Origin of the sequence: Pelagibacterium montanilacus (genome assembly GCF_003992665.1) — a bacterium.
GTDB classification, from domain to species: Bacteria; Pseudomonadota; Alphaproteobacteria; order Rhizobiales; family Devosiaceae; genus Pelagibacterium; species Pelagibacterium montanilacus.
The window spans coordinates 1-24,998 of the sequence record NZ_RZMX01000036.1 but is presented as its reverse complement, the minus strand read 5'-3'; the positions used below and the strand labels follow the sequence as shown (position 1 = coordinate 24,998).

The 24,998-nt window shown below is 64.6% G+C and carries 24 protein-coding genes; 14 read left to right on the top strand and 10 right to left on the bottom strand.

The window, feature by feature from the left end; translation table 11 throughout:
* Positions 1–58: 58 nt before the first annotated feature.
* The 8 genes from EO136_RS11125 to EO136_RS11090 all read left to right on the top strand — a co-directional run bounded on the left by EO136_RS11125 (position 59) and on the right by EO136_RS11090 (position 8,499).
* Positions 59–859 (top strand): BtpA/SgcQ family protein, encoded by an 801-nt coding sequence (locus tag EO136_RS11125; protein WP_127144495.1) that lies wholly within the window; start codon positions 59–61, stop codon positions 857–859.
* A gap of 16 nt (positions 860–875) precedes the next feature.
* Positions 876–2,372 carry an FGGY-family carbohydrate kinase gene (locus tag EO136_RS11120; protein WP_127144494.1) on the top strand — a complete coding sequence of 499 codons (1,497 nt, stop codon included), beginning with the start codon at positions 876–878 and terminating at the stop codon, positions 2,370–2,372.
* Positions 2,369–3,049, top strand: a complete 681-nt coding sequence (locus EO136_RS11115) for an HAD family hydrolase (protein ID WP_127144493.1) — start codon at positions 2,369–2,371, stop codon at positions 3,047–3,049. The genes EO136_RS11120 and EO136_RS11115 overlap by 4 nt, the downstream gene beginning before the upstream one ends.
* Positions 3,039–3,344 carry a N,N-dimethylformamidase alpha subunit family protein gene (locus tag EO136_RS11110; RefSeq protein ID WP_127144492.1) on the top strand — a complete coding sequence of 102 codons (306 nt, stop codon included), beginning with the start codon at positions 3,039–3,041 and terminating at the stop codon, positions 3,342–3,344. Before EO136_RS11115 ends, EO136_RS11110 begins: the two co-directional genes overlap by 11 nt.
* A 53-nt stretch (positions 3,345–3,397) precedes the next feature.
* Positions 3,398–5,683 carry a N,N-dimethylformamidase beta subunit family domain-containing protein gene (locus EO136_RS11105; RefSeq protein WP_127144491.1) on the top strand — a complete coding sequence of 762 codons (2,286 nt, stop codon included), beginning with the start codon at positions 3,398–3,400 and terminating at the stop codon, positions 5,681–5,683.
* Positions 5,680–6,456, top strand: coding sequence for a glucose 1-dehydrogenase (locus EO136_RS11100; RefSeq protein WP_127144490.1), 777 nt, complete (start codon positions 5,680–5,682; stop codon positions 6,454–6,456). Before EO136_RS11105 ends, EO136_RS11100 begins: the two co-directional genes overlap by 4 nt.
* 10 nt (positions 6,457–6,466) lie before the next feature.
* Entirely contained in the window at positions 6,467–7,252 is a 786-nt protein-coding gene (locus tag EO136_RS11095; protein WP_127144489.1) for an SDR family NAD(P)-dependent oxidoreductase, read from the top strand.
* Between the two features lie 77 nt (positions 7,253–7,329).
* Positions 7,330–8,499 carry a M20 family metallopeptidase gene (locus tag EO136_RS11090; RefSeq protein WP_127144488.1) on the top strand — a complete coding sequence of 390 codons (1,170 nt, stop codon included), beginning with the start codon at positions 7,330–7,332 and terminating at the stop codon, positions 8,497–8,499.
* Positions 8,500–8,696: 197 nt separating this feature from the next.
* Here EO136_RS11090 and EO136_RS11085 read toward each other — a convergent pair whose 3' ends face one another.
* The 5 genes from EO136_RS11085 to EO136_RS11065 form a co-directional block, all read right to left on the bottom strand.
* Positions 8,697–9,770 (bottom strand): Gfo/Idh/MocA family protein, encoded by a 1,074-nt coding sequence (locus EO136_RS11085; protein WP_127144487.1) that lies wholly within the window; start codon positions 9,768–9,770, stop codon positions 8,697–8,699.
* On the bottom strand, positions 9,771–10,871 hold the full coding sequence (locus EO136_RS11080; protein ID WP_127144486.1) for an ABC transporter ATP-binding protein: 1,101 nt from the start codon (positions 10,869–10,871) through the stop codon (positions 9,771–9,773).
* Between the two features lie 22 nt (positions 10,872–10,893).
* On the bottom strand, positions 10,894–11,748 hold the full coding sequence (locus EO136_RS11075) for a carbohydrate ABC transporter permease (protein WP_127144485.1): 855 nt from the start codon (positions 11,746–11,748) through the stop codon (positions 10,894–10,896).
* Entirely contained in the window at positions 11,748–12,689 is a 942-nt protein-coding gene (locus EO136_RS11070; RefSeq protein ID WP_127144484.1) for a carbohydrate ABC transporter permease, read from the bottom strand. Before EO136_RS11070 ends, EO136_RS11075 begins: the two co-directional genes overlap by 1 nt.
* 163 nt (positions 12,690–12,852) lie before the next feature.
* A complete protein-coding gene (locus EO136_RS11065) occupies positions 12,853–14,235 on the bottom strand; it encodes an ABC transporter substrate-binding protein (protein WP_127144483.1) in 1,383 nt (460 codons plus the stop codon).
* Between the two features lie 447 nt (positions 14,236–14,682).
* Here EO136_RS11065 and EO136_RS11060 point away from each other — a divergent pair, with 447 nt between their 5' ends.
* Positions 14,683–15,699, top strand: a complete 1,017-nt coding sequence (locus tag EO136_RS11060) for a Gfo/Idh/MocA family protein (protein WP_127144482.1) — start codon at positions 14,683–14,685, stop codon at positions 15,697–15,699.
* 63 nt (positions 15,700–15,762) lie between these two features.
* Here the strand turns inward: EO136_RS11060 and EO136_RS11055 are convergent, their stop codons facing one another.
* On the bottom strand, positions 15,763–16,620 hold the full coding sequence (locus EO136_RS11055) for a DeoR/GlpR family DNA-binding transcription regulator (protein WP_206513314.1): 858 nt from the start codon (positions 16,618–16,620) through the stop codon (positions 15,763–15,765).
* Between the two features lie 200 nt (positions 16,621–16,820).
* Here EO136_RS11055 and EO136_RS11050 point away from each other — a divergent pair, with 200 nt between their 5' ends.
* The 3 genes from EO136_RS11050 to EO136_RS11040 all read left to right on the top strand — a co-directional run bounded on the left by EO136_RS11050 (position 16,821) and on the right by EO136_RS11040 (position 19,819).
* Positions 16,821–18,260 carry an aldehyde dehydrogenase family protein gene (locus tag EO136_RS11050; RefSeq protein WP_246018343.1) on the top strand — a complete coding sequence of 480 codons (1,440 nt, stop codon included), beginning with the start codon at positions 16,821–16,823 and terminating at the stop codon, positions 18,258–18,260.
* 2 nt (positions 18,261–18,262) lie between these two features.
* Positions 18,263–19,219 (top strand): threonine ammonia-lyase, encoded by a 957-nt coding sequence (locus EO136_RS11045; protein WP_127144479.1) that lies wholly within the window; start codon positions 18,263–18,265, stop codon positions 19,217–19,219.
* 216 nt (positions 19,220–19,435) lie between these two features.
* The gene (locus EO136_RS11040; protein ID WP_127144578.1) at positions 19,436–19,819 is read left to right on the top strand and encodes a RidA family protein; all 384 of its coding nucleotides are present in this window, start codon (positions 19,436–19,438) and stop codon (positions 19,817–19,819) included.
* A gap of 15 nt (positions 19,820–19,834) precedes the next feature.
* Here EO136_RS11040 and EO136_RS11035 read toward each other — a convergent pair whose 3' ends face one another.
* Together EO136_RS11035 and EO136_RS11030 are read right to left on the bottom strand one after the other, a co-directional pair.
* A complete protein-coding gene (locus EO136_RS11035; RefSeq protein WP_127144478.1) occupies positions 19,835–20,638 on the bottom strand; it encodes a PfkB family carbohydrate kinase in 804 nt (267 codons plus the stop codon).
* Positions 20,639–20,875: 237 nt separating this feature from the next.
* Positions 20,876–21,889 carry an SIS domain-containing protein gene (locus EO136_RS11030; protein WP_127144477.1) on the bottom strand — a complete coding sequence of 338 codons (1,014 nt, stop codon included), beginning with the start codon at positions 21,887–21,889 and terminating at the stop codon, positions 20,876–20,878.
* A 201-nt stretch (positions 21,890–22,090) separates the two neighbouring features.
* Between EO136_RS11030 and EO136_RS11025 the strand changes: the two genes are divergently transcribed.
* A complete protein-coding gene (locus EO136_RS11025; RefSeq protein ID WP_164730545.1) occupies positions 22,091–22,834 on the top strand; it encodes a GntR family transcriptional regulator in 744 nt (247 codons plus the stop codon).
* 4 nt (positions 22,835–22,838) lie between these two features.
* Here EO136_RS11025 and EO136_RS11020 read toward each other — a convergent pair whose 3' ends face one another.
* Positions 22,839–23,750, bottom strand: coding sequence for a LysR family transcriptional regulator (locus EO136_RS11020; protein ID WP_127144475.1), 912 nt, complete (start codon positions 23,748–23,750; stop codon positions 22,839–22,841).
* Between the two features lie 86 nt (positions 23,751–23,836).
* On the opposite strand from EO136_RS11020, the gene EO136_RS11015 reads away from it, so the two are divergent.
* The gene (locus EO136_RS11015) at positions 23,837–24,295 is read left to right on the top strand and encodes a GNAT family N-acetyltransferase (RefSeq protein WP_127144474.1); all 459 of its coding nucleotides are present in this window, start codon (positions 23,837–23,839) and stop codon (positions 24,293–24,295) included.
* Here EO136_RS11015 and EO136_RS11010 read toward each other — a convergent pair.
* On the bottom strand, positions 24,288–24,998 hold a 711-nt coding region (locus EO136_RS11010; protein WP_164730544.1), incomplete at its 5' end, for an SMP-30/gluconolactonase/LRE family protein. The genes EO136_RS11015 and EO136_RS11010 overlap by 8 nt on opposite strands.

Here is a 24,998-nt window from a genome sequence, read left to right as displayed (position 1 = left end):
CTCTGACGCGCAGGCTGCGAGGGCCGACAAGAGGGCCGATAAAAGGAGATGCGCTGAGATGGTATTCGATTTCCTGGGAGACAAGCGCAAGGCGGTCATCGCCATGGCTCATATCGGGGCGCTGCCCGGAACGCCGCTCTATGACGAGAAGGGCGGCATGGCCAAGCTGATCGAGGACGTCCGCAAGGACGTGCTGGCGCTCCAGGACGGGGGTGTGGATGCCATCATGTTCGGTAATGAGAACGACCGTCCCTATGTCTTTGATGCGCCCAAGTCCGGCGTAGCGGCGATGACTGCAGTCGTCTCGGCGATCAAGCCGGACCTCAAGGTGCCGTTCGGGGTGAACTATCTCTGGGATCCGGCGGCGAGCGTCTCGATCGCCGCGGCGACCGATGCCAGGTTCGTGCGGGAAATCTTCACCGGGGTCTTTGCGTCCGACATGGGCGTTTGGGCGCCCAAATGCGCAGAGGCCGTACAACTTCGCCGCAATCTCGGCCGGCCCGATCTGAAATTGCTGTTCAACATCAACGCCGAGTTCGCCGATTCCCTCGACAAGCGGTCAATCGGGCTTCGGGCGCGCAGTGCGGTGTTTTCTTCGCTTGCCGACGCCATTCTGGTATCTGGGCCGCTGACCGGCCAGCCGATCGAGGGCTCGAACCTGCGCGAAGTCCGCGAGGCGGTCGGCGATACGCCGGTCTTTGCCAACACCGGGGTCAATATCGACAACATCTCCGAGATCCTGACCTATGCGGACGGCTGCGTGATCGGCACCCATTTCAAGGTCGATGGGGACACTTGGAATGCGGTGGATCCGGCTCGGGTCAACCGGTTCATGGACAAGGTCAATTCCCTGCGCTGAAGGGCGGAGCTGCGCTATGACCTATTTCCTCGGCCTCGATATCGGCACGACCTCCACGATCGGCATCCTTGTGCGCCTGCCCGACCAGGTGGTCGATGTCGTCTCGTGTCCGGTCGAGTTTCACGCTCCCCATGCGGGATGGGCCGAGGAAGACCCGGCGCAATGGTGGGCCAATGTCGGCCGGATCGTTCGCGCCTTCATCGATAAGGGCATCGATCCCGCCGAGATCGGGGGCATAGGCGTCACGGGCATGCTGCCGGCCGTGGTTCTGCTCGATGACGCGGGTGCGCTGATCCGGCGCTCGATCCAGCAGAGCGACGGGCGGTGCGGGCGCGAGGTCGAGGCGATGCGCGCCGAGATCGACGAGGACTGGTTTTTCCGCAAGGCCGGCAATGGCATCAACCAGCAATTGGTGACGGCCAAGCTGCGCTGGATCGAGAAGCACGAGCCCGAGAATTTCTCCCGGATTGCCACGGTTTTCGGCTCTTACGACTACATCAATTTCCGGCTTACCGGACGCAGGATCGTCGAGCAGAACTGGGCGCTCGAGGCCGGGTTCGTGGATATCGGCACGCACGCGCTTTCGGATGCTTTGATCGCGCTGGCCCATATCGACCGCGCGGCAGTGCCCGATCTGGTGCGTCCGGACGCGGTGATCGGGGCGGTTTCGGCGCAGGCGGCCCGCGAGACGGGGCTGGCCGAGGGTACGCCGGTGACGGGCGGTTCAGCCGATCTGATCGCCTCGGCGCTGGGGGCAGGCCTGCTGGAACGCGGGGATGTGTTGCTCAAATTCGGCGGCTCGGTTGACGTGCTGGTGGCCACCGACGAGGTGGCGCCCGATCCGCGTATGTATCTGGATTATCATCTGGTTCCCGGACTGATGGTGCCCAATGGCTGCATGTCGACGGGCGGATCGGGGCTGAACTGGTTCGTGAAAACCTTCGCTTCGGGGCTGGAGCCCGAGGCGGCGCGGCGGGGGGTGAGCGTTCACCGGCTGCTCGACGAGATGGCGGCAAAGACCCCGCCGGGGGCCGACGGATTGCTCGCACTCCCTTATTTTCTGGGCGAAAAGACCCCTATCCACGATCCCGATGCGCGGGGGATGTTTCATGGGATCAGCCTTTCGCACACGCTCGGGCATTTCTGGCGCGCGATGCTCGAAGCCTATGGCTATGCGATCCGACACCACATCGAGGTGCTGCGGGATATGGGTCATAACCCATTGAATTATCTTGTTTCTGACGGTGGCGCGTCGTCGGTCGTGTGGATGCAGATCGTCTCCGATATCGTTGGTGAGCCGCTGCAATCGCTGCATGGCCATCCCGGGTCGTGCCTTGGCGCTGCCTGGGCGGCGGCGATGGGGACGGGGGCAGCGAACGACTGGCGCGGGGTGTCCGTGTTCGTGACCAAGGGTGCGGTGACGAAACCAGACGAGGAAAATAGCGCTTTATACGCAGAGGGTTATGAAGCGTTTCGCGATCTTTATGCGCGCAATTTCGGGGGCGGTTCATGACCCCGAGATTCTCCCTGGTGGCCTGGGACGTGGACGGGACGCTGGTGGACAGCGAGCCCCTTCACCAGAAGGTTCTGGTCTCGGTTTGCGCCGATCAAGGCGTTGATCTGAGCGATATAGACGATGATCGGTTCCTCGGCGTGCACATAGACGACGTCTGGGAGGCGCTTTCTCCCCGTTTTGGGTCCGGCGTCGAGAGGCAATTGTGGCTAGATCAGATCATCGGCCGGTATGTCGAGGCTGCGGGCGAACTCGAACCGGTCGCCGGCGCGATCGAGGCGATGGCCGCGTTCCATGAAGCGGGCATCCGGCAGGTTTGCGTATCAAATTCGAACAGAATGATCGTTTCCGCGAATCTCGCGGCAATCGGAGTGGATCGGTTCGTCGATTTCTCGATCACGCTCGACGACGTGACGGCGGGCAAGCCCGCGCCCGAACCTTACGAACGCGCGCTCAAGCGGCTGGGCGTTTCGCCCGGGACCGCCGTGGCGGTCGAGGACAGCCCTACGGGTGCGTTCTCGGCGCGGGCGGCAGGCATGAAGGTGATCGCGCTCGAGCATCAGGCGATCGGGGATGCCGACTGGTCGATCACTGATCTTTTCCAAGCCATTCCCATCGTGTTGCCGGGTGCGTCGGTCAAAGCGCGCGGCGAGGAGAGCACAGCCAATGGTCTATAAAATCACCGCCGAGGCGGACAGGCAGTATGTCGAGGAGTTCAGGGCCAAGCCCATGGGCGACCACAGCCCAGGCCTGCAGCGCGTGCTCAACATCATGCGCGCCTATCGCGGGGGCGATCAGGTGATCCTGATCGCGCGCAGGGAATTTGCGGACTTCGTCATCGGGCGCATGCCGCCCCTGCGGGAGGATCCGATCGTGATCGAGGACACGCGGACGTTCAGTACGCGTGAAGAGGCCGAATGGGCCCTGTTCTGCCGCCGCTGGCGGGAGCACACGGGCGAGGACATCGAATAGCCGGGCCGCCAAGCGTCGCACCGGGCAAAGGGACAAGAGGACAGGGCCAGATCATGCTCAAGATAACGGGCTATCCGGATCGCTACAGCGCCGAAGCAGGGGAAACCCTCGATTTCATGGTCACCCTCGAGGAGGGAGAGACGTTCGACGCGCGGCTCGTGCGGGTCGTGCACGGGGACTGCAACCCCGAAGGGCCGGGGCTGAAATTCACCCATATCCCCTCGAACGCCGATGGCAGCCATGCGGGCAAGCCGCAGCGTATCGATGCGGGTTCATATGCGGTCGTCGACCGCGCGCCGGTGCTCGATGAGCCCTTCACCTTCTTTACCATGCTCTGGCCCACTCTCGTGCGCCGGGACGACCAGACGATCTTTGCCCAGTGGGACCACGAGACGGACACAGGGTACCATATCGGGCTCGGTGAGGGCGGGTTCGTCAGCGTGACTGTGGGAACCGAAACGGGCCCGAAAACGGTCCGTGCGCCCAAACCGATGGTCGAGCGCCAATGGTACGGGCTTGCTGTTTCGATCGATCCGGCCACCGGGGCGGTCGGGATCGACCAGAAACCCGTGCGGCCTTACGCCCATGTGGACGACAGGTGCACCGCGACGCTGCAGGCCGCGCCGGTCAGTCCCGCGCACGTGCCGTTCCATTTCGCTGGCTGTCCGGTGGGCCAGGGGCGTTACGATCGGCATTTCGACGGCAAAATCGACAGCCCGATCCTCATGGCGGGGCGCTGGACCGCCGCCGATCAGGACGCGGTGATGCGCAAGGTGCTGGCACCGGAATGGCGCAACCGGCTGATCGCAAAATGGGATTTCTCCATAGGCATCGATACCGCCGACATCACCGACACCGGGCCCTATATGCTGCACGGAAGGCTGGGCAATCTGCCGACCCGCGCGATGAAGGGCTGGAACTGGACCGGCGAGGAGCACAGCTGGAAGCTCAAGCCCGAGCATTACGGGGCAATCCACTTCCACCATGACGACGTCTATGACGCGGGGTGGGACGTCTCGGTCAGCGTGACCCTTCCCGAGGACATCAAATCGGGGCCCTATGCGCTCCACGTGCGCTCGGGCGAGAGCGACGTGGATGCGACGCGGGAGGATTACATCTCGTTCTTCGTCGTGCCGCCGCGCGACAAGGCGCGGCGGGGCAAGCGCCCGAAAGTGGCATTCCTGGCGCCGACCTGTTCGTACATCGCCTATGCCAACCACGCCGAGCACATCACGGCGCGCGGGGTCGAGATCCTGATGAACCGCATGGTCCATTTCGGGCATTCGGACCTTTACATGTACGAGCACCCCGAGCTGGGCGGCTCGCTTTATGACACCCATGCGGACGGCTCGGGCGTTGCCTATTCCTCGCGCCTGCGCCCGGTCCTGAACTTCACCGCGCAATATCATTCCTGGCTCGGCGGGCACGGCTCGGCGGTCTACCAGTACAATGCCGACACTCATCTCTTCGACTGGCTCGAGGAGAAGGGGATCGACTACGACGTCATCACCGACGAGGACCTCAACGCCCACGGGTACGAGCTGATCGAGGACTACGAGGTCATCCTGACCGGTACCCATCCCGAATACCACTCCACCGTGATGTGGGACGCGATGAAGGACTGGATCGATCGCGGCGGGCGCCTGATGTATATGGGCGGCAATGGCTGGTACTGGCGCGTGGCGTTCAACGACGCCTGGCCGGGTGCCATGGAACTGCGCCGGGCCGAGGACGGCATTCGCCCCTGGGTCTCCGAGCCGGGCGAATATTTCCACTCGTTCTCTGGCGAATATGGCGGGCTCTGGCGACGCATCGGCCGGGCACCGAACGTGATCGCCGGTGTGGGCTTCATCGCCCAGGGCTTTGATATGTCCTCCTATTACCGGCGGGCACCGGACGCGGACAATCCGCGCGCGGCCTTCATCTTCGAGGGCGTCGATGACGAGATCATCGGCGATTTCGGGCTCGTGGGCGGCGGCGCGGCGGGCATCGAGCTCGACTGCATCACCACAGATCTGGGCTCGCCGCCCAACATGCTGCGGCTGGCCTCCTCGGAAGACCATTCGGCCATGATGCTGCTGGTCAACGAGGAGTTCGGGCCCGTCCCGCCCAATCTGGGCGGCGACCAGAACGAGCGGGTGCGCGCCGACCTCGCCTTTGGGGAAACCCCGGCGGGCGGGGCCCTGTTCGCCACCTCATCGATCGCCTGGTGCGGCGCGCTTTCGCACAATGGCTATGACAACAACGTCTCGCGGATCACCGAGAACGTGCTGCGGCGGTTCATGGACCCCGAGCCTTTCGACACCGGCCTGTCCGCCAACACGGGGAATTCCCAATGAACGCTCTTGAACGCTTCGGCCTGGCCGGAAAGACCGCCGTGATCACCGGGGGTGCCCGGGGCATCGGCTATGCGGTGGCAGAGTTGTGCGCCCAGGCGGGTGCCGATATCGCGATCATCGACGTGCTGGCCGAGCAGGCCGAGGATTCGGCCAAGGCCATCGCCAAGGCGACGGGCAAAAAGGCCTTCGCCTTTGGCGCGGACCTCGCGGACGCTGCGGCCGCCAAGGCGGTGGTGGACGAGGCGCACCGGGCGCTGGGGCGGATCGACGTCCTGATGAACTGCGTGGGCATCGGGCCCAATACCGAAGTGCTCGATATCCCGGCCGAGGAATGGGCGCAGGTGATGAACGTCAACGTCAACGCTCAGTTCTATGTGGGCCAGGCGGTAGCCCGCAAGATGGCCGATGCCGGGGGCGGGTCCATCGTCGCGATCGGGTCCAATTCGGGCTTCATCGTAGACCGGCCCCAGCCGCAGGCCCATTACAACGCTTCCAAGGCCGCGGTGCACCAGATGGTCAAATCCATGGCCATCGAGCTCGCGCCCAAGAACATCCGCGTCAATGCGGTGGCGCCCGGCTACGTGATCACGGAGATGACCAAGCGCGGCATGTCCAACCCAGAATGGCTCGACATCTGGGTGGAGGCCACGCCCATGGGCCGGCTGGGCAAGCCCGAGGAAATCGCCAACGTCATGGTGTTTCTGGCCAGCGACGCGGCCAGCTACATGACCGGATCCATCGTGCTCGCCGATGGCGGCTACACCTGCTGGTAAGGAGGCCTTCATGGAACCCAATATCGGAACCGACCTTGCGGGAAAACGCGCCCTGGTGACCGGTGGGGCGACGGGAATCGGCCGTGCGATCTCGAGAGCGCTCGCCGCGCACGGGGTGAGCGTGACCATCGCCGACCTCAACAGCGATGCGGGCAAAGCGACCGCAGCCGAACTGGGCGAGGGACACCACGCCGTTGTGGTGGACGTGCGCAAGCGCGACAGCGTGCAGGCCGCCTTCGACGAGGCCGTGGCGCTGATGGGCGGTTGCGACATCGTGTGCGCCAATGCCGGGGTTTCCTCCATGAACCGCGCGGTCGATCTCACCGATGAGGAATGGGACTTCAACTTCGACGTCAACACGCGCGGGGTGTTTCTGACCAACCAGATCGCGGCGCGGTATTTCCTCGCCCAAAAGAGCGGGACGATCGTCAACACGGCCTCGCTGGCCTCCAAGGTCGGGGCGCCGCTGCTCGCCCATTATTCGGCGTCGAAATTCGCGGTGCTGGGCTGGACCCAGGCGCTGGCGCGCGAACTGGCGCCGGCGGGCATCCGGGTCAATGCGGTGTGCCCGGGCTTCGTGCGCACCGGCATGCAGGAGCGCGAGGTCGCCTGGGAGGCCGAGCTGCGCGGGCTCACGCCCAAAGAGGTGATCGAGGACTACATTTCCATGACCCCGCTGGGCCGGCTCGAGGAGCCCGAGGATATCGCGGGGCTCGTGGTGTTTCTTGCTTCGGACGCCGCGCGGTTCATGACCGGGCAGGGGATCAACGTGACCGGCGGTGTCTACACCACGTGAGCGAGCCGTCCCCATCCAGCCCGTCAGTTTCGTCCCGTGCCGCCCGTTCGGCAGCCCGGCCATCAGAGGACACAGCCATGAGCTATTCCGGCATCAGCGATGCGGAGGCCCGGGAGCTTCTAAAGGTCATTGTCGAAACCCCGAGCATCAACCCCGCCTTCATGCAGCCGGGGGACGACCCGCGCCTGTTCGGCGAAGCGCGCATCGCGCGCGCGCTGGCGGACTGGTGCGCCCGGAGCGGGCTGGAGGTGGAGTTCGACGAAGCGCTGCCCGACCGCCCTAACCTGATCGTGCGCGCCAAGGGAGCGGCCGGTGGCCCGGCCATGCTCTGGGAAGGTCATCTCGATACCGTGCAGGTGACCGGCATGGCCGATCCCTTCACCCCCACGATCCGCAACGGCAACCTTTACGGGCGCGGTGCGGTGGATGACGGGGGCTGCGTGGCGGCTTTCCTGCTCGCCATGCGGGCCTTCGCCTCGGCGCCGCCGCCGGGGGACGTGACGTTTGTCGGCGCGGTGGACGAGGAGTTCAACTACAAGGGCGTCCTCCATCATCTGGCGCGCGGCGAGCACGCGACGCTGGGCATCGCCGGGGAACCCACGAGCCTGCGGGTGGTGCGCGCCTGCAAGGGCTGCGTGCGCTGGGAGGTGGAGATTTCCGGACGCTCGGCGCACAGCTCCAAACCCCATGAGGGCGTCAGCGCCATCTCTGCGGGCAAGGCGCTTCTGGCCGCCTATGACCGGGAGATGGAGACGCGCACCGAAGTCCATGCGCTTGTGGGGCCCTCCACGCTCACCTGCACCGCGTTCCACGGCGGGGAGGGGCCCAACACGGTGCCCTCGAAATCGGTGCTGCGGTTCGATTATCGTTATCTGCCGTCTGAGGACGGCATGACAGTGTGGGCGCGCTTCCGCGACGTGGCGATCGAGATGGCGAGCGCGTATCCGGGCATTCGGGTGGCGGTGCACGACCCGTTCGTGGATTCCTCGGCGATGGACGTGCCGGCTGACGCCGACATCGTCACCCGCATGGGTGCGGTCTGTGCCGCGCACGGGATCGAGGCCGGGGCGATCGGGGTGCCCTATGGGTCGGACGCGACCAAGATGGTCAACATTTCGGCCATTCCCACCATCGTTTTCGGGCCGGGCAATATCGACCAGGCCCATGCCATCGACGAGCATGTCGAGATCGCGCAGGTCACGCAGGCGGCGCGCATGCTGGTCGATCTGGCTCACGGGCTGGGCTAGAGCATACCTGTTCTGATTGAATCAGAACAGGAGCTCCAAGTCTTTGATTTGTCTCGTTTCCGAACCGGAAAAGTGTTTCCACCTGTCCTGGAAACGCTCGAGGTCTCTCCACATCACTGTGAGCCGAGAATGAGCAAACGGGCCGCCCTGGCAAGGGAGCGGCCCGTTTCGTGTGATCGGCGATGTCCGGGCTCGGGTCAGGTCGGCAGATACGCGTCCGGCGATACCGGCTTTCCGGTCCTTGCGGCTTCGTCGCAGGCAAACAGGATCCGGTGCATTTCCCAGGCCCTGTCGAAGTCCGAATAGGGCATGGGGGCGTCGGTGCGCAGATTGGCAAGGATGCGCTCGAACATGGGCACGAACATGTCGTATTTGATGTCGCCGGCGTCGTTGATCGAGCGGGTAGCGAGGTCGGACCAGCCCTTGGTGTCCAGCCCGGCGACCATGTTGCGCGAATGGATGCGGGTGTCGATCAGCGAGCCTTGGGACCCGACCAGCGTGTTGCGCCAGTAATAGGGGTGGAGGCTATCGAGGCACGAGGTCACCTGGCCGATCGCGCCGTCCTCGAAGCGGAGGAGGTTCACCTGGGTGGCCTTGTATTCGAGCGCGGCGAAATGGTGCGAGCTCGAATGGGTGTCGAGCGCGGTGACTTCGGCGATCCTGCGCCCTTCCATGACGTTCATCATCATCATGAGCGGGTGGCAGCCGCAGAAGAGCATGGACGAGCCGCCGATGGCCTTGGTCTTGGCCCACCAGTGCTGGGGCGTCCAGACGCCGATGCCGTTGTAATATTCGATCTGGGCGAGGTGCAGATCGCCCAGATAGCCCTTCTTGACCGCGTCGATGGTGGTCTCAAGCTGGCCGTAGTGGAACTCCTGGAAGCCAGCGAACGCGCGGATGCCCGCGTCCTTGACCGCCTTGCGGACGGCAAAGAGTTCCTCGGGTGTCAGGCAGATGGGCTTTTCGATGAGAAGGTGAAGGCCCCGGCTGGCCGCCTCGATCACGTAGTCGGCGTGGGTGTCGTGCAGGGTGCAGATGCTGGCGAAGTCGGAGTCGACCGTATCGAGCATCTGGCGGTAGTCGCCGAAGACGGGAACATCGGGTCCGCACAGGGCTGCGATGTCGGCGGCCTCATGGTCGGGCCGGAGGGAATAGACCCCCACGATCTCGACATTGTCCATGGCCTTCCACGCGCCGGCATGGCACCGGCCGGCCTGGCCGAACCCGGCGATCGTGACGCGGAGCGGGGCGTTGGGATCTGTTGCGGGCATCTATGCGGCTGCCTTGGTGAGTTTGGGGATGACGCGCTCGGTCGCAGGATCGAAGAAATGGGCGACGTCGGCGTTGAACCGGGCGTGGATGGTCGAGCCGATCTGTGCCGAATAACCCGGCGCGACGACGACCCGGATGCGGTTGTCGTTGGGCCCGTCGCAAACCACGATCGCCTCGTTGCCGAGCTGCTCGATGGCATAGACCTTGAGGGGGACGCTTTCGGGGCCTTCCTCGCACAGCTCCATCAGGTGGGGGCGGATGGCGAGGACGACCCTGGCGCGCGGATCGAGCTCGGCGGCGCTGCCGGTCAGGGGCACGCGCATGTCGGCATTGGCAAAGACCTTGCCTGTCGCGGTTTCCTCGATGGCTCCGTCAAAGAAGTTCATTGGCGGGGCGCCGACGAAACCGGCGACAAAGAGCGTCTGGGGCTCGTTGTAGATGTCGGTGGGCGAGCCGATCTGCTCGAGCCGGCCGTCGCGCATCACGCCTATCCTGTCGCCCATGGTCATGGCCTCGACCTGATCGTGGGTGACAAAGATCATGGTGGTGTGCAGGCGCTTCTGGAGGTTGACCAGTTCCGAGCGCAGCGAGAGACGCAGCGCCGCGTCCAGCGCCGAGAGGGGCTCGTCGAGCAGGAAGCAGTCCGGCTGGCGCACGATGGCCTTGGCGGTTGCCACGCGCTGGCGCTCGCCGCCCGAGAGATGGGCGGGGAATTTGTCGAGCAGGTGCGTGACGTCCACGGTGGTGGCGGCATCCTCGACACGCTTGTCGATCTCGGCTGACGAGAGTTTGGTGCGCTTGAGGCTCATGCGGATGTTCTTGCGGGCCGTGAGGTGCGGATAGAGCAGGGACGACTGGAAGACCATCGCGACATTGCGCTCGAAGGGGGCGATGTCGGTGACGTCCCTGCCGTTGAACAGGATCTGTCCGCTCGAGGCGTCCTCGAGCCCGGCGATCATATTCATGGTCGTGGACTTGCCGCACCCCGAGGGGCCGAGCAGGACCAGAAGCTCACCATCCTCGATGGTCATGTCCAGGCCCTTGACCGCCTGATGCTCACCAAAGGACTTGTTTATGTCTTTAAGTTCGATGCGTGCCATTGGGGTGAGTGTTCCTTCTCGATCAGACGAGGTTCATTTCCGCAATGTGGCGTTGCAGGAAGAAGGCAATGAAGAATGGCGGGAGCAGGCTGACGAGCAGGCTGGCCGCCAGATGGGCCGGTTCGGGAACCTGGAAGAGGAAGCCCGACATCGCCGCGGGCAGGGTCACGGCCTGTGAGCCGGTAACCAGCACCTGGGCATAGACGTACTCGTTCCAGGCAAACAGGAACGCGATGACCGAGGCCACCAGAACGCCGCTTCGCGCCATGGGCACGATGATGCGCGTGAAGGTGTAAAGCCGTGAGAAGCCGTCGATCCGGGCAAGCTGCTCGATGGGCGGCAGATTGCGGAAGAACCCGATCAGCATCCAGACCACGATGGGAATGGTGATGGTGAGCGTGACGATCACGAGACCGGTGATGGTGCCCACGAGCCCGAGCTGAACATAGACCGCATAAAAGGGAATGAGCGTCGAGACCGGAGGCAGGGACACCGAAAGCAGGATGGCGGCCAGAAGCTTGCCCTTTGCGGTGAATTCGAGGCGCGCAAAGACGTAGGCGACCGGCAGGACGACGACCATGGTGATCGTGGTCACGATGACCGAGACGATCATGCTGTTGCGAAGGCCCAGCATGACCTGGCGTGCCTGGCCGGATGCCGGGATCACGGTGCCGTCGGGCAGGGTGTAGTCGAACCCGAAGATGTTGAAGAACGATGCGAGCTGGGGCGCCGGCGGGAACGAAAGCGGAGGAAAACTCGCGATCTCGGTCTTGGTCATGAACGCATACTTGATGGTCCAGTACATGGGCAGGAACGTCCAGAGCAGCGCGACCGCAACCGCCAGGATCAGCCATATGGAAAATCTCTTCCTGGTCATCAGCGCGATACCTTTCGTCCCCAGAAGAAGAACAGTGCTCCGGTCAGGCCCAGGATCAGCGCCAGCAGGAAGAAGCTCATGGCCGCGCCGTAGCCCAGGTTCAGGTTCACGAAGCTGATGCGGTAGATCAGATAGGTCAGGACCGAGGAGGCATTGCCCGGACCGCCCTGAGTCTGGGTGAAGATGAAGTCGAACGTCTTGAGCGCGAGCACCGTGAGGATGCACGAGAAGACGAAAAGGGTGAACCGCAGCGGGGGCAGCGTCACGTTCCAGAACTGCTCGAACCGGTTCATGCGGTCTAGCGCGGCCAGATGATAGAGCCGCTTGGGAATGGTGAGCATGTTGGCCAGTAGGAAGAAAGCCACCAGCGGGGCCATGTTCCAGGCGTTGCCGAACGCCAGATATTCGATGACCCACTGGGCGGAGATGAAATTGATGGCTTCATCGATCCCCAGCGCGTTGGCGAACGCGGTTCCGAACCCGGTCTGGCCGCGGCCGAGATAGGCAAAGAAGATGCCAGTGCCATAGGGCGAGACCGCCCAGGGCAGGATGATCAGCGCCCGGAGCCATTTCCAGCCCGGAGGCAGATCCCGCAGGACGATGGCAAGGCCCAGCCCGATCAGCAGCCCCAGGAGCACGGTGACGATCGTGAACCTGATGGTGAGCCACAAAGCCCCCCAGAACGCGCTGTCGCTGAGGACGCCCGCATAGTTCTCGCCGCCGATGAACTCCGCCGAATACCCGCCGAAAAAGCGGATGTCATGGAAGCTCATGTAGAGCGCGTATCCCAAGGGATAGGCAACCACCACCACCAGAAACAGGAGCACGGGAACCGTGACCACAAGGGCGAACTGCAGATCGGAGAGTTCGCGACGCGGTTTGGGCGCACCGTGCGGGGTGGGTTCGGAGGAGCGAGACGGCCTGGCCGACGATCCATTCATGTCCGACACCTTCGCAAATGACAGCCGGCCCGGTTGACGCTTGAGAGCTGCCCGGGCGGGACGTCTGCACTGGAAACGATCAGGAATTGAGCTGCCGATCGTCGTTTGAAAGAGAACGGCTCCCGGTCGCGGGTGCGACCGGGAGCCGATATGTGCTCAGCCCTCAGAGACCGTAACGATCGTTGAGACGCTCGATCTCGGCGTTGGCCTCGTTGATGACCTCCTCGACGGGCAGGTCGTTCTGAAGGAACGCAAAGAGCTTGTCGCGCAGCCAGGAGTTGAACTCCTCGGCCCACACGACATTCCAGATGCCAGCCGGGTAGTCGGTGGTGGCATAGACGTCGAGCAGGGTCTGATAGTCCTCGGGACGCGCAACCGCGCTCTCGATGGCTTCACGGGCCATGTCGCTCTCCATGACCGAACGATAGGCCGAGAACAACATGTTCTCCTCGAGCCAGCGGTTGGCGACGGCGTACTCGCCTTCCTCGTTCTTGTAGCCATACCAGGAGGTGAAGTTCATGACGTCCTGGGTGTGATCTTCGGCACGGTCCCGGCTGGTCATCATGTACATGGCACTGTCGATCAGCCCCCAGCTCTGCTCTTCGGAGGACAGAAGAGTGATATGACCGGCAACGTCGGCAGACTGGCTTTCGTCGTTGAAGGTCTTGATATCATAGAGCTGCTGGGGGCTGAACACGTAGCGGCCCGAACGGTAGGCGTCGATGAACGCCGCTTCGTTGTAAGAGAGCACTTCCTCGGGCACGAGGCCGGAGTTCCAGAGCTCCTTCCAGTCGGCAAGCGTCTCGCCCGCAGGGCCGTCGACCGAGAGCATGGGCTCGTTGGTCTCTGCATCCGCGACCACGCCGCCCCGGTTCATCACCTCGAAGACGAAGCCCCAGGAGATGCCGAAATATTCGGCGAACCAATGGGGCAGGAAGGGGGTATCAACGCCTGCCTCGTTGAGGGCGTAGACCATGTCGTAAAGCTCGGGCCAGGTGGCCGGCAGGTCTTCTTCGGTGAACCCGGCTTCCTCGATCAGCTCGAGATTGGCCAGAAGCGTGCCGCGTACCGAGACGAAATAGCTCAGCCCGAGAAGTTCGCCATTATGGGTCCATGCTTCCCGGATATTGGGATACATGTCTTCCATGATCTCGTCGGAATTGGGCAGGGCGGTCGCGGGGGTGATCCAGCCGCCCTCGAAATAGCGCACCGCGCTCGAGGGGTTGGCATAAAGAACGTCCAGCTCGCCGCCGGCGATCAGGTTCTGCTCCATGATGGCGGGATAGTCACCCGTGACCGTCGCGTAGTCGACGTTGCCGCCCATGGTTTCGTTGTAGGTGTCGACATTGCCCTGGACCACGTCGGTCCGGAATTGCCAGCCACGGAAATAGACGTTCTCGTCGGTGATCGCTTCGAAGCTCTCCTGGGCGGAAACCGCCGAGACCCCGAGGCTGCCCGCGACAACTGCCGCCGCAAGCAGTCCGCTCAGTGCCGTGGTGGCCCTGAGAAGGTGCCGACGGCGACCCTCCTGAAATTTCACTGTCATTTCAATGCGTTCCCTTCGCTGATGTTGCCCTCCGCCCTCCGGTGGGAGGGGCGGTCAGATCCATGAGTTTGTCAATTTATTGTTCTTATATGTTCAAATAAGAAGCGTGAACGTCCGACTCGTCAAGGGGGAACGTGGCAAATTTTTCCTCCCATGGGACCGGGACGGCTGGTCAGCAGAGCAAGGAAGTGCGTGAAATGTCAGGATATCCGGGGTCTTTGGGCGATTTTTAGTTGTTGCTTCCGTATCTGGCAGTGCTGGCGCCGGGCTGGAAAAACGAAAAAAACTGAACATGACATTGCGGGCGAGCGGAATCTGCGGATTGGCTTCCGGGTGCCATTTTTGATGCTTTTAGTTTGGAAATGTTCGTTATAGGGTGCCGGTGGAACATCGTCCGGGGCCAGGGTGCCTATGGCGGGATGGAAGGCGAACAAGGAGCAGACCGAGATGAAAGAGATCAGGCTGGGCATCGTGGGTGCCGGATTCATGGGGCAGTTGCATGCCCAGTCGGCAAGCGGGCTGGAGACCGCCCAGCTCGCGGCGATCGTGGACATGAACGCGCAACTGGGCTCGGATGTCGCGGGTCGCTATGGGGCGACCCATTACCGCGATATCGACGCCGCGCTGGCGGCTGACGCGGCCGATGCCTATATCGTGGTGCTGCCCGACACGCTGCACAGGGACGTGACCGTGCGCCTGCTCGAGGCCGGCAAGCCGGTGCTGGTGGAAAAGCCCATGGCCCATGCGCTCGATGACGCCAAGGCAATGGCAAGAGCCGAAAAGAGCGGCGGAAGGCTGATGGTGGGCCAGATCCTGCGGTTCGATCCGCGCTACAATCAGGCGGCCCAGGCTGTGCGGAACGGGGAGATCGGTGAGCCTTTGCACGGCTCGTCGGGCCGGTTCACCAATTCCGAGCTCGGGCTGCGCATGAATGGCGGTTCGTCGGTGTGCTTTTATCTCGGGGTTCACGACGTGGACGCGCTGCAGTGGATCAGCGGCCAGAACGTGACCCGCGTGTTCTCCCGGCAGGTTTCCAAGCAGATGCCCAAGCTGGGGGTTCAATCCGAGGACGCCTATTTTACGACCTGCGAGATGACATCGGGCATGGTCGGCCAGCTCTATTTCGGCTGGACGCTGCCCAAGGGGATCCCCACCGGGCTTTGGGCGCGCACCGAAGTGATCGGAACCGAAGGGGTGATCGACCTCGACGTGCGCGACAGCGGACTGCGGATGCTGGCGAGCGGCGGCTGGTCGCTGCCCGACGGGGTGCACTGGCCAGAGGTCAATGGCCGGATCATGGGCGATCTTTACGAAGAGCAGCGCCATTTCGTGCAGGCGGTGCGCGAGGATCTCACGTTCCTCGTGCCCACGCCCGACGCGCTGCGCAACGTGGCAGTCAACGACGCGATCCTGCGGTCGGTGAAGTCGGGCCAGCCCGAGGACGTTGAGAACTGGGACATCTGACAAGCGAGGGGAGCGGGACAAGCCTGCTCCCCCGCCATCGTGGCCCGTCAAACGGCTCGGTCGTTAACCCGCCGACGCGGGGTGGGGCGCGGGCCTGGCGAGGATGATTTCCACCCCGGCAGCCTCGAGCGCCGCGGCGATTCGCGGGGGCGGCGGGGCGTCGGTGACCATCGCGTCGATGACGTCGAAGCCGGAAATCTGGACCAGCGAGGTCTGGTCGAACTTGGAGCTGTCGGCCAGCACCACGCGCTTCTTGGCGCGATCGATATAGGCGTGCTTGAGCTCGATCTCCTCGAAGGCGAAATCGAAAATGCCCTGGGGCGAGAGGGCCGATACGCCGATGAAGGCGATATCGAACCACAAGCGCCGGGCCTGATCGACCGCGACCGGGCCGCACAGTGACATCTCCTTCTGGCGCACGCGTCCCCCCAGAAGGTAGATTTCGGCCTGGCTCTGGCCCATGAGGGCCGCGACCCGAAGATTGTTGGTGAACACCCGGATGTCGGTGCGCTCGGCAAGGAGCGAAGCCAGCTCGTAATTGGTGGTGCCCACGTCCAGAGCCACCGCCTGGCCGGAGCCGACCAGTTCCATCGCCTTGCGGGCGATGGCGGTCTTGGCTGCGCGGTTGGCGTTGCGGCGCTCGTCGAAGAACCGCTCCTCGGAGGCAAGGCGGGTATCGCCCTGGGGCTCGACGACCGCGCCGCCATGGGTGCGCTGGATGTGGCCGCGGGCCTCGAGCTCGGAGAGATCGCGGCGGATGGTCATCTCCGACACGTCGAATTCGGCGGCAAGGGCGGTGATCGACATCGAGCCGTTCTGCTGGATCAGCTCCTCGATGCGCGCCTTGCGGACGCGGCCGATCAGGCGGCCGGACGCGGTGCGGGCTCGCAGCTCGGTATCAGTCGTCCTTTTTCTGCGCATCGCAATCCCACCCGTCAGGCGCAGGTTCTTGCGCGCTTGCCGCGCCCCGCTGTTTCGTCTGCTCATACTCCGGCCAGCGTTCTTGCGCCAAGCCCAAGAATATGATGTGCTCGAACAAAATAGAACATATTCGATGAGAATCAAACATGCGTGTAGTCAAGGGACTCAACGTTAGCAAGGTTGCTCAAAGAGCGGAACCTGTGGGCCGCCATTACATCGCCGGCCAGTGGGAAACGGGCAGCGGGGAGGAGGTGCTCGAGATCACCAGTCCTTCCACGGGCGCGGCGCTGGGCGCCATCGCGCTGGGCACTCAGGATGACGCGCGGCGGGCGGTCGATGCGGCCAATGCGAGCCGGTCGGCGCTGGCGGGGATGTCGATCTGGGAGCGCTCGGCGCTTTGCATGGCGATCGCCGAGCGGATCGAGGCCAGAGCCGACGAGCTGGCTGAAATCATCTGCGCCGAGCAGGGCAAGCCCATCGGCGAGGCGCGCGGGGAAGCGGGTGGCGCCGCGGTGGCGTTCCGCAATGCGGGCGAGCAGATCAAATGGCTCGAAAGCGCGAGCTTTCCGGTGGAGGACGGCGCCAAGCGGGCGATGTCGATGCTCCAGCCCAAGGGAACGCTCGGGATCATCACGCCGTGGAATTTTCCCGTGGCGCTGCCCTCGATCTACTATCTGGGGCCGGCGATCGCGACGGGCAATGCCTTTGTGTGGGTGCCGGCGCCGACCACCTCGCTGTGCGCGGTCAAGCTCATGGAATGCATCATCGAGGCGGGCGTGCCCGAGGGCTGCGCCAATCTGGTGCTCGGGGAAGGCCCGGTGGTGGGCGATGCGCTGGTCACCCATGCCCAGGTACACGGGATCTGCTTTACTGGCAGTTCCGAAGTGGGCGAGATCATCGCCCGGCGCGGGGCGGGCAAGGCGCAGCTTCTCGAACTGGGCGGGAACGGACCGAGCATCGTCTTTGCCGATGCCGACATCGAGCGCGCCGCCGAGCGGATCGTGGCCGGAGCGGTGGGCAATGCGGGACAGATCTGCACCGCGACCGAGCGGGTGCTGGCTCATGCCGATATTCACGACGCGCTGGTGGACCGGATCGTCGCCCACGCGCGCAAGGTGGCCCCGTCGCTCTCGACGGAGGCCGGGTGCGTCCTCGGGGCGCTCAATAACGCCGACAATGCCGCCAAGGTGGACAGTCATCTGGCCGAGGCGGTGGCGGGCGGCGCGCGGATCCTGACCGGCGGCGGGCGCGCCAAGGGGCTGCCGACGGACCTCTATTACGCGCCCACGGTGATCGTGGACGTGCCGCCGCAAAGCGCGCTCCATTGCGAGGAGACCTTCGGTCCGGTGGTGCCGGTGCTGAAATTCTCGAGCGTCGAGGAGCTGGACAGGCTGTGTGCCATGAGCCCGATGGGGCTCTCGGCCGCCGTCTTCACCCGCGATGTGGGCAATGCCTTCCGGCAGGCCGAAAAGCTCAGATGCGGGATCGTGAACATCAACGAGATGAGCTCATACTGGGAGATGCACATCCCGGCGGGCGGCGCGGCGGGCACCACGAGCGGCCATGGCCGCACCGGCGGGCGCCACACGCTGCGCGAGATGTCCGACCTCAAGACCATCACGTTCCATATCGGAGACTGACCATGAGCGCCCACGCGCAAACGCTCTCGCTGGCCATGATCGAGGAGGCGGCCGACCGGATACGGCCTCATATCCGGCGCACCCCGTCCATTGCGGTCGAACACGTGCGCGACCGGCCGGTGGAGAACCCGATCTTCCTCAAGCTGGAAAGCCTGCAGGCGACAGGGGCGTTCAAGACGCGCGGGGCGATGAACCGGCTTTTGACCACGCCGCGCGAGACGCTGACCCATGGGCTGGTGACCGCATCGGGGGGCAATCACGGCATGGCGGTGGCGCGGGCCGGACGGGTCGCCGGGGTCAAGGCCAAGGTGTTTCTGCCGCCCCAGGCGTCCAAGGCCAAGCTCAAATCCCTCAAGGAATGGGGCGCCGATATCGAGGTGGTGGGCGAGCGCTGGGACGACGCGGACAGGATGGCCCAGGCCTATGCACGCGAGACAGGGGCGGTCTATTTCCATCCGTTCAAGGACATAGACGTGATCGCGGGCCAGGGCACTGTGGCGCTGGAAATGCTAGAGGACGTGCCCGAGGCGGACGTCTACCTCGTGGCCATTGGCGGGGGTGGGCTGATTGCCGGGCTTTCCACCGTGGTCAAGGCGCGCAACCCCAAGGCGCGGGTGATCGGCATCGAGCCGGTGGGCAGCCCGACGCTCCATGCCAGCCTTGCGGCCGGGGAGGTGGTGACGCTCGAGGGAACATCGACCCGGGTGGCCACCATGGCCTGTGGGCGAACCGACGAAGCGGTCTACGAGATCATTGCGCGCAATGTCGAACAGGTCGTACTGGTCGAGGACGACGATCTGCTGGACGCGGCGCGCTGGGTGCTCTCGGAGTTTGCGATCCGCGCCGATCTGAGCGCGGCGGCGGCGATTGCAGCGCTCCGGCGCGGCAAGATCGAGCTGGCGCCCCATGAGACGGTCCATACGCTGATCTGCGGGGCCGACGACGCGGCCCTGGGCTAGTGTCGATGGAAAAAGCGCATTAAGCGTCCAACCTGTTCGGGTCCATCGGGCCGGACATGACCCGGGGGGCCAGCTCCCGGGTTCCGCATTTACCGGAGCCCTTGGGTGTCCCAATCAGACGGGACAAGGGGGCCTTGTTTTTCGCTGGGTGCGGGTGCCGAGGTGCAGGTGGGGTTCATCTGGCGCGGGCCCGCCCAAAATCCAAGGAGACTGATGATGTCGATCACACGCTATGGAACCGGACAGACGGGTGCGGGCAAGCAGGGATTGCCGTTCGCCCGCGCCGTGGAGGCCGATGGATGGCTATACGTTTCGGGCCAGGTGGCCATGGAAAACGGTGAAATCGTCGGGGGCGGGATCATTGCCCAGACCCACAAGACCATGGAGAACCTGATCGCCATTCTCAAGGAAGCCGGCTACGGGCTCGAGGATGTGGTGCGCGTCGGTGTCTGGCTCGACGATCCGCGCGATTTCTGGTCGTTCAATGGCGTCTATGCCGAGTATTTCCGCGACAACCCGCCGGCGCGCGCCTGTGTGCAGTCCTCCATGATGGTGGACTGCAAGGTGGAAATCGACTGCGTGGCCTACAAGGCCAGGTAAGGACCCGTACGCGAGCTACTGGCTGAAGCCGCCGGCGTGCTCGCAGGTGCGGGCCGCTGTGCGGGCGCCGGTTTCGAGCGCTTCTCCGATGGCTCCGGTGGTCAGCCACACGAAGAGAAAGCCGGCGATGAAGCTGTCGCCGGCTCCCGTGGAATCGAGAACCCGGGCGGGCACCGCGTCCACCTCGACGAAATGGCCGTCCCGCAAAGCCAGCGCCCCGTCGGGCCCGCGGGTGACCACGGCCATGGCCGCGCCCCGGGTGACAAGATCGCGCGCTCTCGCCACTGCTGCCTCGCGTGGGCCGGGTTCCGAGGCGAAGGCGATATCGAGCCCCGCGACGTCGAGATCGGCGGGATGGGCGTTGATCGAGACGTCCCGGGAAAGCGACGGGCGGCGGCTGCGGGCCAGAAGATCGGTGAGCAGGGCTCCGCGATCATCCATCCAGCCCACATGGCAATGGCCGGCGGCAGCAATGCGCGCCATTGCTGCGGCGTCAGGGCGATAGCCCGCGCAGGCTCCAAAGCTTTCGGCGAGCATGTGCCGTTCCCCGTTCCCGTCAATGCCGATTTCCGTGAGGGCGGTGGCGCCGGGGCGCACGACGAGTCCGCCCAGATCGACGGTCTCCCGCTCGAGCATGGCGCGGACCAGGGCGCCCTCGGGATCGGCGCCGACAGCGCCGAAATAGGAGGCGCGCAGGCCGAGCCGGGCGCCCTGCACCGCGACGTTGACCGCATTGCCGCCGACGAGGTCACGCGAGACCGGCGGGCCGATCCTGTCGATGCAATTGTCCCCCACGCAGCATAGCCACGGATGCGCCATCGCTCAGCCTCCCCTCCTCGTCGGCTCCAATACGGGCGCTTACGCCCTTAGAGCATATCCTGTTCGGACTGAATCAGAACAAGGAACTCCAAGTCTTAGATCTGTCGCGGTTCCGAACCGGAAGGTGCTTCCACTTTTCTGGAAGCGCCCCATGGATCAGTTTGTGGGGCAAACCGCTTTTTCCTGACAGCGTTCTGCCCCTTTTCGCCGAATTTCGGTTTCGCCCGAGAGCCTTGCTCAGTATTTCACCCGCCGATAATAGCGGCGAGTGGTGAGCGGGTGGTCGCGCAAATGTTCGAGATGGGCGCTCAGGCGTTCGAGGACCGCCGAATGCACCGCCTGGGAAACAAGGGGGCGCAGGTCGGGGCCGATGCCGGGCAGGGCAAAATCGGCGGCGTCGAGCACCGTAACGGTGTCGGTGTATTGGCGCGCGAAGGCCTCCACGCGGTCGGTCAGCGGGCGCCATTGATCCTCGCCCTTGAAAATGACGACGCTGGTGCCGTTCTCGACCAGCTCCAGCGTGCCGTGGAAGAAATCGGACGCGTGCACGGGGCGGGTGCGGATCCACTGCATCTCTTCGAGAATGCACATGCCGTAGTAGTAAGCCTCCGGCCAGGAGAGGCCGGCGCCGGTGAAGATGTGATAGTCCCGATTGGCCCAATCGCGGGCCAGTTTCTGGGCGCGGGGCTCGAAAGTGCGCTTGGCCTCTAGCAGCGCCGTGGGCAGGGCTTCGAACTGGCCGAAAAGGGCATCGGCTCCATCAAGCTCCCCCCTGGCTTCGAGCACCGCCAGGGCGATGGCGAGGGACTGGATGAAGAAGGATTCGCAGGACGTGTCGTCCTCGGCAAAATTGATCAGAACGTGATCGGATGCCTTGCCGAGCGGAGTATCGGGATGGCCGGTGAGCGCGATCACCGTCGCGCCTTTGGCGCGCACCATTTCGGCCAGTTCCACGCTTTCGCCTGTCGTGCCCGATAGCGAGGGGATGATGACGATGGACTCCGGACCCAGATGGGGATCGCCCGAGATGAGGATTTCGGCGGTCATGGCGTCATGGACGGGGAAGGTCGTGCGGTCGCGCAGAAGGCGCACGGCGGGGGCCATGAGGATGGCGGCGCCACCGGCCCCGGCGAAGTGAATGCGGGCCTTGCCCGCGCCGAGCAGGCCGCCCACGAGGGCCCTGAGTTCGGCGGCAGCGGCGACGGCGCCGGTCTGGATGGAAAGATATCGGTCTGGATCGAAATTGAACATCGCTCATCTCCGCAAGAGGGGCCGGGCCATACCGCCGGAGCGGAGGTGGCGCGCGCCTGAAATCGGGCTCGCTGCACCATCTTAACTTGTCAGACGTCTGTCAAGATGGTTTTGATCGGGCGTCTGCATTGGCTTGCCTTGGCGTGGCGTTTGGCCTGCAATGGTGTATTGGCTGGCGGGGCGCAAACGAAAGGATGGGCGATGAGTGCACGAGGGCGTTCGCGGCCGACGGTGGCGGTGCAGTTGCGCGAGGAGATCAGGACGCTGATCGCCGAGTTGGGCCTTGTGGCCGGCGACAGGGTGCCCTCGGAGGCCGAATTGGTCGACCGGTTCTCGGTCTCCCGCCCGAGCCTGCGCGAGGCGCTCAAGCTGCTCGAGGAAGACGGCACGCTGCTGGCGGTTCATGGCCGGGGGCGGTTCGTCTCGGGCCGGGCGATGCTCAGCGTGGAGCGTCCGATCACCCATTTCGAGAGCGTGGGCGCGATGGCCGCGGCGTGCGGCTACAGCCTCTCTTCGCGGGTGGTGGGGTTCGAAACGGTGCCCGCGACCGAACGCCGGGCGGCGATGCTGGGCGTCGAGGATGGCGCGCCACTGCTTGCCGTGGCGCGGATCCGGGGCCATGAGGGGCGCGACCTCGTTTATTCGCTGGACCTGATTGCCTGCGAGGGACTGGGGGCAATCGGGGAGGCGGCGGACTGGGCGGACTCGGTCAACTCCGCGCTCGTCTTGCGGGGCATCGAGCCGGTGATGGCGCGGGCCGCGGCGAGTGCCACGCATCTGCCCACCGAAGCGGCGGCAAAACACGGGCTGGAGGATTTCGGGCCGGCGCTGCTGATCGAGGAGACGGCCTATACGGCAACGGGGCGGGCCGTGCTTCACTCACTGGTCTATCATCGCGGGGACGCGTTCCGCTTCAGCTTTGCGCGCACGCCCAACGCCAGATAGGGCGCTATTTCAACCGGTTGTCGAGAATGGTGCCCACCTTGGCGCATTCGACGGCGATCTCGCGGATGAACTCGGCCAGCATGGGGCGCGAGAAGGCCTCTTCCTCGAGCGCGACGATGGCGATGTTGCGGTAGAGCGGTTCGAAATCGCGCGGGCGGATCTCTATGAGCTCGCCGCGTTCGAGTTCGCCCATGATCGTGGAGCGGACAAAAAACCCCAGGCCTTCGCCGGCCAGCGCGAGGCGTCGGGCCGGGCCCGTAGGCACCTCGATGCTGGTTGGCGCACGGCGCACGAGGGTGGTGGCGCCCTCGGGGTCGATCTGCCACCAGCGCTGGGAGATGACGCGGGGCACCAGTTCGAGCACCTCGGCCAGCAACGGGGCGGCGGGCAGGCGTGCGGCGAGATGGGGCGCGAGGACCAGCGGCACGCTCTCGCGCATCACCAGCGCCGGGTAGAGTTCGGGGATCAGCGGGTCGAGATTGGGCCAGGTGATGATGCCGATTTCGGCGGTGCGCTCGTGCAACATCGAGATCACGTGATTGTGATTGCCCTCCTGGACGATGACATCGACCTCGTCGTGACGGGCGTGGAATCGCAGCAGGGCATCTGTGATCACGGCTGTGGCGATCGAGCGCAGGGAAGCGAGGTAAATGCGGCCTCTGTTGGCGCGGCGCAAGGCTTCGCGCCCCTCCTGGGCGGCGGCGATCATGCGGCGGGCGTAGGCGAGAAAGATGATGCCGTGATCGGTGATCGCAACCCGCCGGCCGCGGGTGAAGAGCGGCACGCCGAGGCTGTCCTCAAGCGCACGGATTCGCATGGAAACCGTGGCCTGGGTAACCTTCAACCGGGCGGCGGCCTTGGTGAAGCTCAGGTCGCGGGCGACGCGGTCGAAGGTGCGCAATTGCTCGATATCCATAAGCATCCTTTATCGAGCGCATTGATACTTCTTGTGTTGCGTTGGCATAGCATCGAAGAGGTAAATCGCAAAGGGTGGTGACTGCGATGCTCATACGCTGTGCAAAGGACGCCGATTTTCCGCGGATCAGCGAGATCTGCCACGGCAGCGCGATACTGGCGGGCACCTGTCCAGGCTCGGCTCATTTCGTGGCCCAGGAGAACGATCGGCTGGTGGGATATGCCGGCTACCGCTGTCGTCCCGGGGGCGATGCGGTGATCGAGAACGAGATGATTCTGGGCACCGGAGCCGATGACGAGCATTCGGTGGTGACGCTTCTGGCAACGCTTGTCGAGCATGCGCGGGTGCGGGGGTTCCGACTGATGCTGGCCACCGTCGATGCCGAAGACGCGACGGCGATCGCGGCCCATGAGCGGCTCGGATTTGCGCGTGCGACGATGATGTGGGCCTCCCGGGTGGGGGCGAGCGAACGCAGCCGCACCGTCGCCATGTCGCTCGATCTCACCGGATTCCAGCACGAGGCTGTCCGGCACTCCATCATGTGAGACCCCGTCCTTGCCTCAGCCGAAGCGGGGGAATGGGCACGCCGGGGGTGTGGGTGGTCGTCCAGTAGAGGTGCCCGCAGGCGTCCGTCGCATCGTCCTTGCGCCGCAGCGAGGTGACGAAGAGGTGGCGCATGTCGGGGCCGCCAAAGCACGGCATGGTGGGAGCGAGGGCCGGCATCGGGTAGCGGGCCAGCAGAGTGCCATCCATGGCGTATCGGTTGACGCAACCGGCCGAGACCCCGGCGCTCCAGTAGCAGTCGTCGCGGTCGAACGCGCCGCCATCGGGACGACCATCGGCGGGGCCGGGGGTGGCGATCCGCCTGCGCTGTGACATCTCGCCGGTCGCGGGATCGAAGCGGTAGCGGTCGATCCACTGGCCGCGGGAATCGGAGTGGATCATGGTCTTGCCGTCCGCACTCCAGGCGAGCCCGTTGGAGGTGAAGACCTCGCTCACCCTTTTTGTCACGGTGCCGTCGGGCAGGACGCGATAGAGCGCGCCGGCCGGGCCGCCATCGGGGGCGATGCCGGCGCTGCCGATCCAGAAGGCGCCGTCGGGGCCGACCTTGCCGTCATTGAGGAAATTGTCCACGCCACCGGGCTCGGGATGGACGAGAAACACCAGCTCTTCGGTGTGGGGATCAAAGAGGTGCAATCCGTCGCGCAGCGCGAGCAGGACGCGGTTGTCAGGAGTCAACGCGATCGA